The organism is Cellulomonas aerilata, from assembly GCF_007991755.1.
Lineage (GTDB): Bacteria > Actinomycetota > Actinomycetes > Actinomycetales > Cellulomonadaceae > Pengzhenrongella > Pengzhenrongella aerilata.
In genome coordinates, this window is sequence record NZ_BJYY01000001.1 from 191,822 (window position 1) to 207,182 (window position 15,361).

General features: G+C 74.4%; 13 protein-coding genes and 1 tRNA gene. 8 read left to right on the top strand and 6 right to left on the bottom strand.

The window, feature by feature from the left end; genetic code table 11:
- Positions 1-214 precede the first annotated feature (214 nt).
- Positions 215-1,336 carry a ScyD/ScyE family protein gene (locus CAE01nite_RS00820; protein ID WP_146898561.1) on the top strand — a complete coding sequence of 374 codons (1,122 nt, stop codon included), beginning with the start codon at positions 215-217 and terminating at the stop codon, positions 1,334-1,336.
- 92 nt (positions 1,337-1,428) lie between these two features.
- Here CAE01nite_RS00820 and CAE01nite_RS00825 read toward each other — a convergent pair whose 3' ends face one another.
- The 6 genes from CAE01nite_RS00825 to CAE01nite_RS00850 form a co-directional block, all read right to left on the bottom strand.
- A complete protein-coding gene (locus CAE01nite_RS00825) occupies positions 1,429-2,034 on the bottom strand; it encodes a flavodoxin family protein (protein WP_146898563.1) in 606 nt (201 codons plus the stop codon).
- 124 nt (positions 2,035-2,158) lie between these two features.
- A complete protein-coding gene (locus CAE01nite_RS00830; RefSeq protein ID WP_146898566.1) occupies positions 2,159-2,563 on the bottom strand; it encodes a universal stress protein in 405 nt (134 codons plus the stop codon).
- Entirely contained in the window at positions 2,560-4,089 is a 1,530-nt protein-coding gene (locus CAE01nite_RS00835; protein WP_246130920.1) for a tripartite tricarboxylate transporter permease, read from the bottom strand. Before CAE01nite_RS00835 ends, CAE01nite_RS00830 begins: the two co-directional genes overlap by 4 nt.
- A gap of 13 nt (positions 4,090-4,102) precedes the next feature.
- Complete coding sequence (locus CAE01nite_RS00840; RefSeq protein WP_146898568.1) at positions 4,103-4,639, bottom strand: tripartite tricarboxylate transporter TctB family protein; 537 nt, start codon at positions 4,637-4,639, stop codon at positions 4,103-4,105.
- Entirely contained in the window at positions 4,636-5,640 is a 1,005-nt protein-coding gene (locus CAE01nite_RS00845) for a Bug family tripartite tricarboxylate transporter substrate binding protein (RefSeq protein ID WP_146898570.1), read from the bottom strand. Before CAE01nite_RS00845 ends, CAE01nite_RS00840 begins: the two co-directional genes overlap by 4 nt.
- A gap of 118 nt (positions 5,641-5,758) precedes the next feature.
- Positions 5,759-5,841 (bottom strand) — tRNA-Leu (locus CAE01nite_RS00850).
- 236 nt (positions 5,842-6,077) lie between these two features.
- Here CAE01nite_RS00850 and CAE01nite_RS00855 point away from each other — a divergent pair.
- The 7 genes from CAE01nite_RS00855 to pknB are packed head-to-tail and all read left to right on the top strand — an operon-like array spanning position 6,078 to position 15,291.
- On the top strand, positions 6,078-6,788 hold the full coding sequence (locus CAE01nite_RS00855) for an FHA domain-containing protein (RefSeq protein ID WP_146898573.1): 711 nt from the start codon (positions 6,078-6,080) through the stop codon (positions 6,786-6,788).
- A 9-nt stretch (positions 6,789-6,797) separates the two neighbouring features.
- A complete protein-coding gene (locus tag CAE01nite_RS00860; RefSeq protein ID WP_146898576.1) occupies positions 6,798-7,286 on the top strand; it encodes an FHA domain-containing protein FhaB/FipA in 489 nt (162 codons plus the stop codon).
- A gap of 10 nt (positions 7,287-7,296) precedes the next feature.
- A complete protein-coding gene (locus CAE01nite_RS00865) occupies positions 7,297-8,697 on the top strand; it encodes a Stp1/IreP family PP2C-type Ser/Thr phosphatase (protein ID WP_146898579.1) in 1,401 nt (466 codons plus the stop codon).
- Positions 8,698-10,131, top strand: a complete 1,434-nt coding sequence (locus CAE01nite_RS00870; RefSeq protein WP_146898582.1) for an FtsW/RodA/SpoVE family cell cycle protein — start codon at positions 8,698-8,700, stop codon at positions 10,129-10,131. It abuts the gene before it with no gap.
- Entirely contained in the window at positions 10,128-11,579 is a 1,452-nt protein-coding gene (locus CAE01nite_RS00875) for a peptidoglycan D,D-transpeptidase FtsI family protein (protein WP_146898585.1), read from the top strand. Before CAE01nite_RS00870 ends, CAE01nite_RS00875 begins: the two co-directional genes overlap by 4 nt.
- A complete protein-coding gene (locus CAE01nite_RS18300; RefSeq protein ID WP_222595783.1) occupies positions 11,576-13,180 on the top strand; it encodes a serine/threonine-protein kinase in 1,605 nt (534 codons plus the stop codon). The genes CAE01nite_RS00875 and CAE01nite_RS18300 overlap by 4 nt, the downstream gene beginning before the upstream one ends.
- Positions 13,180-15,291, top strand: coding sequence for a Stk1 family PASTA domain-containing Ser/Thr kinase (pknB, locus tag CAE01nite_RS00885; protein ID WP_146898588.1), 2,112 nt, complete (start codon positions 13,180-13,182; stop codon positions 15,289-15,291). Before CAE01nite_RS18300 ends, pknB begins: the two co-directional genes overlap by 1 nt.
- Positions 15,292-15,361 lie beyond the last annotated feature (70 nt).

A 15,361-nucleotide genomic window follows, 5' to 3' on the forward strand; every position in this document is an offset into this window, starting at 1 on the left:
GCTGGGCCGGCCGCGCCTCGGATGTCCGAAATATCCCTCTTGCCCCGATCCGGTGACCTGCGCTTGCCTTGTCCCGGTGCGCCCCCGGCGGACCGGAGATCCTCGCGTGGTCCCCTCTGCCCGTCCGGGCCGGGGCGTGGACCGGTCGGGACGGCGACGGCGCCGCCCCTCCCAGGCAGTCCCACCGTCCTTCCTCCTCCGACAAGGAGCACGCATGCACCCCGCCCCCCGGTACCGCTCCGCCCGAGCGGCACTCGTGTCCACCGTCATGTGCGGCGCCCTGGTCGCCTCCGGCGGCGCCGCACAGGCCTCGGACGGCCGCGTCCCCACGGCCGGTGACCAGGAGGTCCTCGCCGACGACCTGGTCGGACCGCTCAGCCTGAGCGTCGGCAACCACCGCACCGTCTACGTCAGCCAGAACTTCGCGGGGTCCATCGACGCCGTCCACCGGGGCGAGGTCACCACGGTGGTGACGTCCCCCGCACCGGAGGTCGAGGTAGGTGCGGTGTCCGCCCTGGGCGGCCGGCTGTACTACGTGACGTCCGCGGGCGCCGGCGATCCCGCCGGGAACTTCGATGCGCACCTGAAGCTGCGGGACGCCCGCGGCAACGTCGAGGAGGTCGCGGACCTCGGCCGGCACGAGCGCGACCACAACCCCGACGCAGCGACGACCTACGGGTTCGTCGGCCTGCCGGACGACTGCGAGGTCCCGCCGCAGATCCCGGCGAGCTACACCGGCATCCTCGACTCGCACCCGTACTCGACCGAGCTGTGGCACGGCAAGGTCTTCGTCGCGGACGCGGGCGGCAACGACATCCTGTCGGTCGACCGCGACGGCAACGTGAGCACGGTGGCGGTCCTCCCCCCGACGCCCCTGGAGATCACCGCGGAGGTCGCGGCCGGCGTCGGGCTCCCCGCGTGCACCGCCGGCTCGACGTACCTGCTGGAGGCGGTCCCGACCGACGTCGAGGTCGGCAAGGACGGCTGGCTCTACGTGACGTCGCTGCCGGGCGGACCCGAGGGTCCCGGGCTGCCACTGGGTGCGGTCTACAAGGTGAACCCGGAGTCCGGCGCCGTGGAGCTCGTCACCCGCGGGTTCTCCGGCGCGACGAACCTCGCGATCGGCACCAAGGGCGAGATCTACGTGACCGAGCTCTTCGGCGGCAAGGTGTCGGTCATCCCGCACGGCTCCACCACGCCGCAGACGTTCCTCGAGGTGCCGCTGCCCGCTGCGGTCGAGGTCGACGGCAAGTCGCTGTACGTCACCACCGACGCGCTGCCCGGTGAGGACGCCCCGCCGGCCGGCAAGGTCGTCAAGGTCGACCTGCGGTACTGACGCACGGCCGCGTCGCACCGGGGCGCGACGCGGCTGACCGACGGCGGCGGGGCGCAGGCTGCCTCGCCGCCGTCGGCCTGCCCGGCCGGCCGCTACGCGTCCTGCAGCCGCTCGGCCACCCGGATCGTGCGCTCCGCGAGGTGGTCCAGCGCGTCGAGCTCGGCCTGCCCGAGCGGGATGTCGTTGTCCGCGCCCGTCGCGTGCGAGACGCCGTACGGGTTGCCGTCGGCGAACTTGACCGGGTCGGTGTAACCGGGCGTCACGAGGATGCCGCCGAAGTGGATGACCTGCTGGTAGAGCGCGAGCAGCGTCGACTCCTGGCCGCCGTGAGCCGTCTGCGACGCCGTGAAGCCCGCGTAGACCTTGTCGGCCAGCTGGCCCTGCGACCACGCCGGGCCCAGGGTGTCCATGAACTGCTGCAGCTGGCTGCTGACGTTGCCGAACCGAGTGGGTGAGCCGAGCAGCACCACGTCGGCCCACACGAGGTCGTCCGGCGCAGCTCGCGGCTCGTCCCGGACGGCTGCCACGTGGTCGGCCCACTCCGGGTTGCTCGCGATCGCCTCCCCCGGGGCGATCTCGGTGACGTGCCGCCGGCGCACCTGCGCACCGGCCGCCGACGCCGCGCGCTCCAGCCGTTCGGCCATCGCCTGCACGGTGCCGGTGGACGAGTAGTAGACGATCGCGACCTTGACGCTCATGGGCTCCCCTTGCTGACCGATCCGCCCCCGCACCGGGGACTGACCGATCGTGGCCGCCACGTCCGCCCGTCGCACCCGGGGAGCCGGGCGACCGGCGGGAACGGTGGTGAGCCGGCGGGCCGGGTCAGCGGCCCGCCGGCTCCTTGGCCTTGACCGCCAGCACGGGGCACCGGGCGTCGAGCAGCAGCCGTTGCGCGGTCGAGCCCATGAGCAGCTTGCCGACCGGTGAGCGGTGCCGGATGCCGATCACCAGCATCGACGCGTCCACCTCCTCGGCGACGGCGAGCAGGGCCTCGGTCACGTCCCGCACGACGGGCTGTCGGACCTCCGCCTGGACGCCGAGCGAGTCGAGCAGCGCCCGGACGCCGCTGACGTCGTCGGCGCCGGCGAACCGGTCGTCGACCGCCGCGGTCCCGCTGGTGGCGTTGACGACCACCAGCGGCTCGCCGTGCGCCCGCGCCTCCTCCGCGCCCCGCACCAGCGCAGCCTGGCCCCGGGCGTCGGACGTCCAGCCCACGACGACGGTCATGACCTCACCTCTTCCTCGAGCGCGTCCACCTGGTCCTCCAGCCGCTCCGGGCCCTGCCGTCCCGGCATCAGCCGCAGCACGATCGGCGCCAGCAGCAGCGCGGCGATCACCACGTAGACGATCACCGCGACGGGTTCGCTCCACAGCGCGGACACGTCGCCCTGGGACAGCTGCAGCGCCTGAGCGAGCTGCTCCTCGAGCCGGGGCCCGAGGATCACCCCGACGATCAGCGGCAGGACCGGCAACCCGAACCGCCGCATGGCGAACCCGAGGGCTCCGAACAGGCTGAGCAGCGCGACGTCGAACCACTGGAAGTTGACGCTGTACGCACCGAGGACCGCGAAGAACAGGATCCCGGCGTACAGGTAGGGCCGCGGGATCCGCAGCAGCCGCGCCCACACCGGTGCGAGCGGCAGGTTGATGACGAGCAGCAGCGTGTTGGCGACGAACAGGCTGGCCAGCAGCGTCCACACGAGCTCGGGCTCGGCCTCGAACAGCTGCGGTCCCGGCTGCAGGCCGTAGCTCTGCATGGCGGCGAGGATGACGGCTGCGGTCGCCGTGGTCGGCAGGCCGATCGCGAGCAGCGGGACGAGCGTGCCGGCCGCGGACGCGTTGTTCGCGGCCTCCGGCCCGGCGACGCCCTCGATCGCGCCCTTCCCGAACTCCGCGCGGTGCCGGCCCGCCAGCCGCCGCTCGGTGATGTACGACAGGAACGTCGGCATCTCGGCGCCCCCGGCGGGCAGCGCGCCGAACGGGAAGCCGTAGGCGGTGCCGCGCAGCCACGGCTTCCAGGACCGGCCCCAGTCCGTGCGGTCCATCCAGGGACGGCCGACCGGGATGATCTCGAGCGGCCGACGCCGCAGGTGCGCGGCCACCCAGAGGGCCTCACCGACCGCGAAGATGGCGACCGCGACCACGACGATGTCGATGCCGTCGGCGAGCAGCGGGTTGTCGAACGTCAGGCGCGCCTGCCCGGTCGTCGTGCCCACGAGCCCGATCGTCAGCCCCAGCGCCAGGGAGATGAACCCGCGCAGCTTCGAGCTGCCCAGCACCGTCGTGACCGCGAGCAGGGCGAGCAGCATGAGCGCGAAGTACGACGGGGCGCCCAGCACGACCACCCACTCCGCGACCGTGGGCGCGAGCGCGATGAGCAGTACCGTGCCGATCGTCCCCGCGACGAACGAGCCGATCGCGGCCGTGGCCAGCGCCTGCGCCGCCCGCCCGCCTTTGGCCATCTTGTTGCCCTCGAGCGCCGTGATGACCGACGACGACTCACCCGGCGTGTTGAGCAGGATCGACGTCGTGGAGCCGCCGTACATCCCGCCGTAGTAGATGCCGGCGAACATGATCAGGGCGGCGGACGGGGAGACGTTGTAGGTGACGGGCAGCAGCAGCGCGACCGTCATGGCGGGCCCGATGCCGGGCAGCACGCCGACCGCCGTGCCGAGCAGCACCCCCACGACCGCGAACAGCAGGTTCTCCGGCGCGAGCGCCGACCCGAAGCCCGTGAGCAGCGCGTGGATCACGATGGGCCGTCCTCTACAGGATTCCGTCGAGCACGCCGGCCGGGATGGGGATGCCCAGCCCGACGTAGAACCCGTACCAGGAGGTGACCGACAGCACGGCGCCGAGGACCAGGTTGCGCACCCAGTGCCGGTTGCCCAGCACGGTGGCGGCACCGGCGAACAGCAGGGCGCCGACGACGGCCCAGCCGAGCCAGTCGATGAGCGCGATCGTCGCCACCAGCACCCCGGCGAGGCCGGCGAGCGTCCGCCAGTCGGTGCTCACGTCGAGGTCGACGTCCTCGCCGCCCTCGCCCTCGGCACGGCTGCCGCGAGCCGTCGCGACGGCCAGCAGCACGGCGAGCACCACCAGCGCGGACCCGATGACGTACCCGAACGCCCCAGGCCGCACCACCTGGTCGGCGAACCCCGGCCCGAGGCCGGCGGAGTCGACCACCGTCCACACCCCGATCAGCGCGAGCAGGGCCGCCAGGCCGTACTGCGCGCGGTCGGGGCCCGGGTCGACGTGCTTGTCGATGTCGGGCCGGTCGTGGGTGACGTGCTCGGTCGTCATAGCAGCCCCAGGTCCTCGAGGGTCCCCGCCACCCGCTCGTCCTGCTCCACGAGGAACTCCCCGAACTCGTCGCCGGTGAGGAAGGCATCCACCCAGCCGTTCGCCTCCAGCGCCTCCTGCCACTCGGGAGTGCCGTGCATCTCCTCGAGCAGAGCGATGTGCTGGTCGCGGACGGCGTCGGGGATGCCGGGCGGCGCGAGCACGCCGCGCCAGTTGGTGAAGACGAGGTCGATGCCCGACTCGACCAGCGTGGGGGCGTCGATGCCGTCGAGCCGCTCCTCGCCCGAGGTGGCGAGCACGCGCAGCGAGCCGTCCGCGATCTGGCCCTCGAACTCGCCGAGCCCCGAGGTGCCGACGTCGATCTTCGCGCCCAGCAGCGCCGTGGTCAGCGGCCCGCCGCCGTCGTAGACGATGTAGTTGACCTCCGTGGGGTCGACGCCGACCGCGTCGGCGAGCTGCATCGGGAACAGGTGGTCCGGGCCGCCCGGGCTCGACCCGCCTCCGACCCGCACGCTGCCGGGATCCGCCCGCCACGCCTCGACGAGGTCCTGGACCGTCGCGAACGGCGAGTCGGCCGGCACCAGCAGGCCCTCCTGCTCCTCGATGAGCTGGGCGATCGGCGTCGCCCCGCTCACCCGGGCGTCCGAGCCGTTCGTGTACGTGGCCCCGACGACGCCCAGACCCATCGTCATGAGCAGGTCCTCGGCGCCGCGCTCGTTGACGAGCCGCTGCATCGCGACCGTCCCGCTCGCGCCGATGACGTTGCTGACCTCGAACCGGCCGGTGAGGTCCGAGGACTCCATGACCCGCGTGGCCGCGCGTCCTGTCTGGTCGTACCCCCCGCCGGGGGAGTTGGGGATCATCATCCGCAGCCGGCGGTTCTCCCCGCCCTCGTCGCCGCGCGTGACCCCGCAGCCGGTGAGCCCGAGGACGGCCACCAGCGCCGCCGCGAGCACGGCCCGCGCCGGGGTCCCCCGATGCCTCTCGTGCGCCCGTCCCATGCAGTGCACCTCCTCGTGCCTGCCACGATCCTGGCCCGTCCGGCGCTCCACGTCACCCCGGACGCAGAAGACCCCCGGCCGGGACCGAGGTCCGACCGGGGGTCTGTCCTTCATCCTGTGCGCGAGGGGGGACTTGAACCCCCACGCCCTTTCGGACACTGGCACCTGAAGCCAGCGCGTCTGCCATTCCGCCACTCGCGCGCGCCGGAGCACATTAACACGGGGACGGCGGGGGTTCCGAATCGCCTCCGGGGGCGCCGCGGCGCGCCCCGGAGGCGCGACTCACCCGGTCGCCGGACGCCCAGCGAACGCCTCCGGGACGCCGGATCGTTACCATCGTCGGTGAACGGGTGCCCGCCGTTCGGCGCCCGCCTGCCCAGGTCAGGCGCCGGGGAGGGCCGACCGGAACATCAGCATGACGGCGCAGGGAGGTGGTCATGGGCATTCTCGACCGGTTCGAGCACGGGGTCGAGCGGGTGGTCAACACCGCGTTCGCCAAGGCGTTCCGCAGCGAGGTCAAGCCCGTCGAGCTCGCCAGCGCCCTGCGCCGCGAGGTCGACGACCGGGCCGCCGTCGTCGACCGCGAGCGCACCTTGGTGCCCAACGACTTCACCATCGAGCTGTCCCCGACGGACTACGCCCAGGTGGTCGACTGGGGCGCCGAGGCCCTCGCCGACGAGCTGGCCGCCAACGTCACCGAGCACGCCGCCGGGCAGCGGTACGCGTTCGTCGGGCCGGTGACCGTCACGTTCGACGAGCACGACGACCTGGAGACCGGCCGCTTCCGCGTCCGCAGCGCCACCGCCCGCGGGGCCGTGGCACCGGCCACGACGGCGGCACCCAGCGCCCGTCACCCGCTCGTGGACATCGACGGGCAGCGGTACCTGCTGACCGGGCCGGTCACCGTCATCGGGCGCGGCTCGGAGGCGGACATCATCGTCGACGACCCGGGGGTCTCCCGCCGGCACCTGGAGATCCGGGTCACCCGCGACGGCGTCATCGCGACCGACCTCGGCTCGACCAACGGGCTCTTCGTCGAGGGGCACCAGGTCCCGGCAGCCACGCTGCTGGACGGCAACACCCTGACCATCGGCCGCACACGGATCATGTTCTGGACCGGCGAGGCGGACGCCGGACCCGATGAGTGAGCGGTCGGCATGAGCGAGCTCGCGGTCACGCTGCTGCGGCTGGGCTACCTGGTCCTGCTGTGGGTCTTCGTGCTCTCCGCGATCGGCGTGCTGCGCCGCGACCTGTACGGCACCCGGATCGTGCCCCGGCGCCGTGCCGCCACGGCCGCGTCGCCGGGCCCGGCCGAGGCGAACGGCTCGGCCGCCGGGGACGGGCACCGCGACCGCGGCCCCACCCGGCTGGTCGTCACCGAGGGGCCCCTGCGGGGCACGACGCTGCCGCTGACCTCGTCGGCGATCCTCATCGGCCGGGCGCCGTCCTGCACGCTCGTGCTGGACGACGACTACTCCTCCTCGCGGCACGCGCGCCTGTACCCCGAGGGTGGCCAGTGGTTCGTCGAGGACCTCGGCTCGACCAACGGCACCTTCCTGGACAGCACCCGGGTCGACGCACCGCTGGCGATCCCGCCGGGCGCGCGGGTGAAGGTCGGCAAGAGCGTCCTGGAGCTCCAGGCATGAGGGGGCGCCGGTGACCATCGCCCTGCGGTACGCCGCCCGCTCCGACGTGGGCCTCGTGCGCGCCAACAACCAGGACTCCGCCTACGCCGGCCCCCACCTGCTCGTCGTCGCCGACGGCATGGGCGGGCACGCGGGGGGCGACGTCGCGTCGTCGGTGGCCGTCGCCACGCTGGCGCCGCTGGACGACGAGGCGCACGGCCCGGACGACGCCCTGCAGGAGCTCGACCGCGCGCTGCACGCCGCGCAGGAGGAGCTGCTCAACCGCGCCGACCAGGACCCCGAGCTCGCGGGCCTGGGCACCACCGTCACCGCGCTGCTGCGCGCGGGCAGCAAGCTGGCGATGGCGCACATCGGCGACTCGCGCGCCTACCTGCTGCGCGAGGGGCAGCTGACGCAGGTCACCACGGACCACACGTTCGTCCAGCACCTGGTGAACACCGGCAAGATCACCGCCGAGGAGGCCGAGCACCACCCGCAGCGCTCGGTCGTCATGCGCGTGCTGGGCGACTTCGACATGGAGATCGTCCCGGACCTGTCGGTCCGCGAGGCCCGCGCCGGCGACCGCTGGATGCTGTGCTCCGACGGCCTGTCCGGCGTCGTCAGCGCGGAGACCCTCGCGGACACCCTGCGCGAGGTCGCCGACGTCGGCGCCTGCGCGGACCGCCTGGTCCAGCTCGCCCTGCGCGGCGGCGGGCCGGACAACGTCACCGTCATCGTCGCGGACGTCGTCGACCTGGACGCCCTGCCCGACGGCGCCGGCCCGACGACGTCGGCGCACGTCGTGGGCTCCGCGGCGACGTCGCGGCACCGCCCGACCGCCGCTGCGGACGGCCCCGCCGCCCGCGCGGCCGGGCTCCGGGCGACCGCGCCGCCGGCGGCGTCCGCCGGCACCGGCACCAGCGGGTCGGCCGGCGCCGGTCCGGGCCCGGCCGCAGCCACCGACCTCGAGGACGACGACCCCTCTCCCCGCGGCCGCCGTCGCCTCGTCGCCGCCCTGGCCACGCTGGTGGTGCTCGCGGCCGCCGCGACGGCCGGCGTGCTCGGCTACCGCTGGACGCAGGACCAGTACTACGTCGGCCTCGCCGACGACGACGTCGCCATCTACCGCGGCATCCCGCAGACGCTCGGCCCGCTGGTCCTGTCCCAGGTCGTCGAGCGGACGTCGCTGACGGCGGACGACCTGCCGGCCTACGTGCAGGACCGCCTCACCCAGACCATCCCGGCCGGGTCGCTGCAGGCGGCCCGTGCCCGCGTCGACGGGCTGGACCGGACGGCGGCCTCCGCGCAGGAGCCCGTCGCGACGCCGGCGCCGGCGCCCACCGCCGACCCGGCGTCGACCCCCGCTCCGACCCCCGCACCGGACCCCGCCGTCGCGCCGGACCCGGGCGTGGCACCACCGGCGGGCACGTAGATGGTCACCGTCGCACCGCACCAGGTCCGCCCCGGCCGCGGAGTCGAGCTCGGCCTGCTGGTGGTCGCGCTGGCGCTCGGCGTCGGCGCCTACGCGCTCGTCGGGCTCAACGTCACCGGGGTGCTGCCGGCCAACATCGCCCGCTACGGGGCGGGGATGGCCGTGCTGGCCGTCGTGATGCACCTGGTCCTGCGGGTGCGGGCGCCCTACGCCGACCCGGTCATCCTGCCTGCGGCCGTCGCCCTCAACGGCATCGGCCTGGCGATGATCTACCGCATCGACCTGGCCGAGTCGACGGCCGCGGACCCGAGCACGTTCGCGAACCGGCAGCTCGCCTGGACCGGGATCGGGGTCCTGCTGGCCTGCGTCGTGCTCGTGGTCCTGCGCGACCACCGGACCCTGCGGCGGTACACCTACACCGCGATGGTCGCCGGTCTGGCGCTGATCCTGCTGCCGCTGGTCCCGGGCCTGGGCACGACGATCAACGGCGCCCGGATCTGGGTGCACCTGGGCGGGATGTCGTTGCAGCCGGCCGAGTTCGCCAAGATCGCCCTGGCGGTGTTCTTCGCCGGGTACCTCGTCACCCACCGCGACACCCTCGCGCTGGCCGGGCCCACCGTGCTGGGCCTGCACCTGCCGCGCCTGCGGGACCTGGGACCGATCCTCGTGGTGTGGGCCGGCTCGCTCGCCGTCCTGGTGTTCGAGCGGGACCTGGGCACGTCGCTGCTGTTCTTCGGGCTCTTCGTCGCGATGCTGTACCTGGCGACCGAGCGGACGGGCTGGATCCTCATTGGCCTCGGGCTGTTCCTCGGCGGCGCGCTGGTCGCGGCCCGGACGTTCTCGCACGTCGCCGCGCGCTTCGAGGGCTGGCTGCACGCCTTCGACGACGACGTCATCAACCAGTCCCCCGGCGGGTCCTTCCAGCTGGTCAGCGCGCTGTACGGCATGGCCAGCGGCGGGCTGTTCGGCACCGGCTGGGGCCAGGGCCGGCCGGACCTGGTGCCGTACGCCGAGAGCGACTTCATCATCGCCTCCCTCGGCGAGGAGCTCGGCCTGACCGGGCTGCTCGCGCTGCTGCTCGTCTACCTCGTGCTCGCCGAGCGGGGCATGCGCACCGCGATCGGCGTCCGGGACGGGTTCGGCAAGCTGCTGGCCGGCGGTGTGTCGTTCGTCGTGGCGTTCCAGTGCTTCGTCGTGGTCGGCGGGGTCACCCGGGTCATCCCGCTGACCGGCCTGACCATGCCGTTCCTGGCGTACGGGGGCTCGTCGCTGCTGGCGAACTGGGTCATCGTCGCCCTGCTGCTGCGCATCTCGGACAGCGCCCGACGCCCGGCGCCGGAGGTCCAGGGCTACGACCCGGGCGCGCCGGCGTCCACCGCCGCGGACGGCCAGGCGACCGAGGTCCTCACGGGGCTGCGGGAGGCACGCGGATGAACACCCCGCTGCGCCGCATCGCCGTCGTCGTCGTCGTCATGTTCCTCGCCCTCATGGGCGCCGCCACCTGGGTGCAGTACGTGCAGGCGGCCCAGCTCAACGCCGACCCGCGCAACGTGCGGACCCTCTACCGCGAGTACGACAACTTCCGCGGGCCGATCGTCGTCGGCGGGGAGCCCGTCGCGTCGTCGACACCGGTCGACGACCCGTTCGGGTTCCAGCGCGCCTACACGAACGGGCCGCTGTACGCCCACGCCACCGGGTACTACTCCATCGTCTACGGACGGACCGGCCTCGAGCGCGCCTCCAACGACCTGCTCACCGGCACGGCGGACTCGCTGTTCCTGTCCCGCATCCAGGACCTCGTCACCGGCCGTCAGCCGCAGGGGTCGTCCGTCGAGCTGACCCTGGACCCCGCGGTCCAGGCGGCCGCCGCCGAGGCGCTCGGCGACCAGCGCGGGGCCGTCGTCGCGCTCGACCCGACCACCGGCGCTGTCCTGGCCATGGTCTCCTCGCCCAGCTTCGACCCCAACGTCCTGGCGGGCCACGACACCTCGACGGTCAACGACCTCTACCGCACCCTGACCGACGACCCCGGCGAGCCGCTCGTCAACCGCGCGATCGCGGGGGACACGTACCCGCCGGGCTCGACGTTCAAGCTTGTCGACGCCGCCGCCGCGCTGGAGTCCGGCCTGACCCCCGAGAGCCCGCTCGCGGCCCCCGACGTCCTGCCGCTGCCCGCGTCCAGCGCGACCATCGGCAACTTCGGTGGCGCCTCGTGCGGTGGCGGCGGGACCGTCAGCCTCGCCGAGGCGCTGCGGATCTCCTGCAACACCGCGTTCGCCCAGCTCGGCCTGGACCTGGGCGACGACGCGCTGCGCGAGCAGGCCGAGCGCTTCGGCTTCGGTGCCCCGCTGTCCATCCCGCTGCGGGTCACCCCCAGCCGGTTCCCCGAGGACCCGGACCAGCCGCAGACGGCGCTGGCCGCCATCGGCCAGCAGGACGTCCGGGCGACGCCGCTGCAGATGGCGATGGTCTCCGCCGCCATCGCGAACGGCGGCGAGCAGATGGCGCCGTTCCTCGTCCGGACCGTGCGCAGCCCCGACCTGGAGGTGGTCGAGGAGACGTCCCCCAGCGTGCTGCGCACCCCGGTCTCCCCGGCGACCGCTGCGGCCCTGCGCGACATGATGGTCGGCGTCGTCGAGACCGGCACGGGCACCGCGGCCCGCATCCCCGGCGTCCTGGTCGCCGGCAAGACCGGCACCGCGCAGACCACCGACGACGTCGCCCCGCACGCCTGGTTCACCGCCTTCGCCCCGGCCGACGCCCCGCGGGTCGCGGTCGCCGTGATCGTGGAGAACGGTGGCAACGTCGGCAACGAGGCGACCGGCGGCCGGGTCGCGGCGCCGGTCGCGCGCGCGGTCATCGAGGCGGTGCTCGCCCGATGAGGCCGACGGAGGGGATCGCCCTGGGGGGCCGGTACCGCCTGGACCGCCGCATCGCGGTCGGCGGGATGGGTGAGGTCTGGGTCGCGCACGACCTGTCGCTCGGTCGCGACGTCGCCGTGAAGGTGCTGCGCGAGGAGTTCGCCGGGGACGCCGGCTTCCTGGCGCGCTTCCGCACCGAGGCCCGCAACGCCGCGTCGCTGTCGCACCCGAACATCGCGGCGCTGTTCGACTACGGCGAGCAGTCCGGGTCCAGCTACCTCGTCATGGAGCTCGTCTCCGGGGAGCCGCTGAGCGACCTCCTCGAGCGGGAGCCGGTGCTGCCGGAGGCACGGCTGCTGCCGGTGCTGGCCCAGACAGCCCGCGCGCTGCACGCCGCGCACCTCGCCGGGGTGGTGCACCGGGACGTCAAGCCGGGCAACATCCTGCTCGGGCCCGGCGGCCGGGTGAAGATCACCGACTTCGGGGTGTCCACCGCGCCGGACCAGGCCCCGATGACCGCGACCGGGATGGTCATGGGCACCGCGCAGTACCTGTCCCCCGAGCAGGCCGTCGGGCGGCCGGCGACGGCGTCGTCCGACCTGTACTCGCTCGGGATCGTCGCGTACGAGTCGCTGGCCGGGCGGCGGCCGTTCACCGGACCGACCGCCGTCGACATCGCCGTCGCGCACGTGAACGACCCCGTTCCGCCGCTGCCGCCGCACGTGTCGGCACCGCTCGCCGCGCTGGTGATGCGGCTGCTGGCCAAGGACCCGGCCGAGCGCCCGGCCACGGCGGCGTCCCTCGCGCGTGCGCTGGACGGTCTGATGGGCCGGACCCCGCCCGACGGGCAGGAGCTGGTGGAGCCCGCGCCCGCTGCCTCGCCGGTCCACTCTCCCGCTGTCCCGGCGCACCCCGCAGCGACCCCGCGCCCGGTCGGACGGTCCGGCGCCTCGGCGGCCCGGTCCCTCCCCGGCGCGCGCGGTGGCGGGACCGGGACGTCGTCCGGACCGCGGACCTCCACCCCGCCGAGCATCGTGCCCCCGTCCTACCCGCCTCGCCGCGAGCTGCGGGACGGCGGCCGGCGGCCGGGGGACCTGGCCGGCTCCCCGGGCACCGTTCTCCCGGGGGGCACCGGCACCCCGGGCGCGACCGGCACCGGGAGCATCCGACCGGCGACGCGGCCGGTGACCGGACGCCCGCCGGTGGGCGCCCCGGCCCCGTCCCGCTCGGCAGCGGGTCATGCGCACCAGGGGACGACGACGAGGTCCGGTCCCGTCGGCGGGCGGACGGGGGGCACCCGTGTCGCGCCACCGGTCGCCCCGGTGCGCACGTCGACCACCACGGGTCGGCGGCTCGGGCGCCTGGGACGGCTGAGCTGGCCGCTCGTCGGGCTCCTCGCTCTCCTGCTGGGGCTGCTGGTCGCCTCGATCGTGGACGGCGTGGCCGGCACCGGGGACGGCGCACCTCCCGCGACCGGGTCGGCCTGCGGGTGCGCCGCCGGCCTCCGCGCAGCCGCCGACGCGCTCACCACCGGGGACGGCGGCGGCATCGGTGGGATGATCACAGACGTGCCGTCGGCAGAACGGGACGGCATGGACACGACAACAGCTAAGGACGCGTAGTGGTCGACGACGCACCCCGGATCCTCGCCAACCGCTACGAGGTCGGTGAGCTCATCGGGCGCGGTGGCATGGCCGAGGTGCACATCGGCCACGACAACCGCCTCGGACGGACCGTGGCGATCAAGATCCTGCGGTCGGACCTGGCCCGCGACCCCTCCTTCCAGGCCCGGTTCCGGCGCGAGGCCCAGGCCGCGGCCTCGCTCAACCACCCCGCGGTCGTGGCGGTGTACGACACCGGCGAGGACGTCATCACCGCACCCACGGGCGCCGTCGCGCACGTGCCGTTCATCGTCATGGAGTACGTCGAGGGCCACACGGTCCGCGACATCCTGCGGGACGGCGAGGCGGTCCCGATCGAGGAGGCCGTCGAGATCACCGCGGGCGTGCTCTCGGCGCTGGAGTACAGCCACCACGCCGGGATCGTGCACCGTGACATCAAGCCCGCCAACGTCATGCTGACCCCCACCGGTGCGGTCAAGGTCATGGACTTCGGCATCGCCCGCGCGATGGCGGACTCCGCGGCGACGATGACGCAGACGCAGGCCGTCATCGGCACCGCCCAGTACCTGTCCCCGGAGCAGGCGCGCGGGGAGACGGTCGACGCCCGCAGCGACCTGTACTCCACCGGCTGCCTGCTGTTCGAGCTCCTCACCGGCCGCCCCCCGTTCACCGGCGACTCCCCCGTCGCGGTGGCGTACCAGCACGTGCGCGAGCCGGCGCCCGCGCCGAGCTCGTTCGCCTCCGACGTCCCGGAGCCGCTGGACCGGATCACGCTCAAGGCGCTCGCCAAGGAGCGCGACTCCCGCTACAGCACCGCCGCCGAGTTCCGGTCCGACCTGGAGGCCGCGGCCCGCGGCGGCCGGGTCACCGCCCCCGCCCTCGGCGTGCTCGCGGCGACCGCGGCCGCGGAGGCCGCCGCGGCACCGGCGACCCAGATCCTCACCCCGCTCGCCGGACCCTCCACCCAGGTGCTCCCCGCGGGCGCCGCACCGAGGGCCGGCACGACGTCGACCACGACCGCTCCCGCGCCACCCCCGCCACCGGCCGAGCCCCGACGCGGCCGGGGCCTGCTGTGGGCCCTGGTCGTCGTGGCGATCGCGGCGCTGGCGGTGCTGGTCACGCTCATGGTGCTCAACAACCAGCGCGAGCAGGCTCCGGAGACCGTCGCGATGCCCGACGTCGTGGGCATGACCCAGGAGGCGGCCCAGCAGACCTTGCAGAGCGCCGGGCTGACCATGGAGCGCCTCGAGGAGCCCAGCGACGAGGTCGACGAGGGCCTGGTCACCCGCACGGACCCGGAGGGGGACGCCGACGTGGAGGCCGGCTCCGAGGTCCGGGTGTGGGTGTCCGCCGGTCCCGACGCCGTCGCGATCCCCGACGTGGCCGGCATGACCCAGGAGCAGGCGACCGCCGAGCTGCGCGACGCCGGGTTCGAGATCTCCAGCGTCGAGTTCGAGAACGTCGCCCGGGTACCGCGCAACGAGGTCACCAAGACCGTCCCGGCGGCGGGCGAGTCCCAGCCGCAGGGCTCGACCGTCGTGCTCTACGTCGCGTCGGGGCAGGTGGAGCTGCCCGACCTGGTCGGCAAGCCCCGCGCCGAGGCGCTGGAGATCCTCAACGGCCTCGGCCTGAGCTCCACCATCACCGAGGAGGAGAGCGACCAGGCGCCCGACACCGTCATCGCCCAGGGCCGCAGCCCGGGCCAGGTGCCGCAGACGACGAGCGTCGAGCTGACCGTGGCGGTCGCCCCGACGTCGGTCGCCATCCCCGCGGACCTGGTCGGCAAGACCTACGACGAGGCGGCGGCGCAGCTGACGGCGCTCGGCCTGGCACCGGTGCGCGCCGACGTCGTCAGCGACGAGGAGGCGGGCCGGGTCATCTCCACGAACCCCAACCGCGGCACGACGGTCCAGATCGGGTCCCAGGTCACGCTGAACGTCTCGCAGGGCCCGGACGAGGAGGAGGACGGCGACACCAACGCCGGGGCGGCGTCGGACGGCGACGCCGGGTCGGACGGACCGGGCGGCGGCGCGCAGGAGGCCCCGGGCGCTGACCGGAACCCGCGGGCGACCGACAACCCGTCCACGGCCGCCCCGGGCCGCAGCCGCTGACCCCGGCGCGCTGCCTGCTGCCTGCCGCGTTCTGACGAGCGAGCGCCCCTCCCGACCGGGAGGGGCGCTC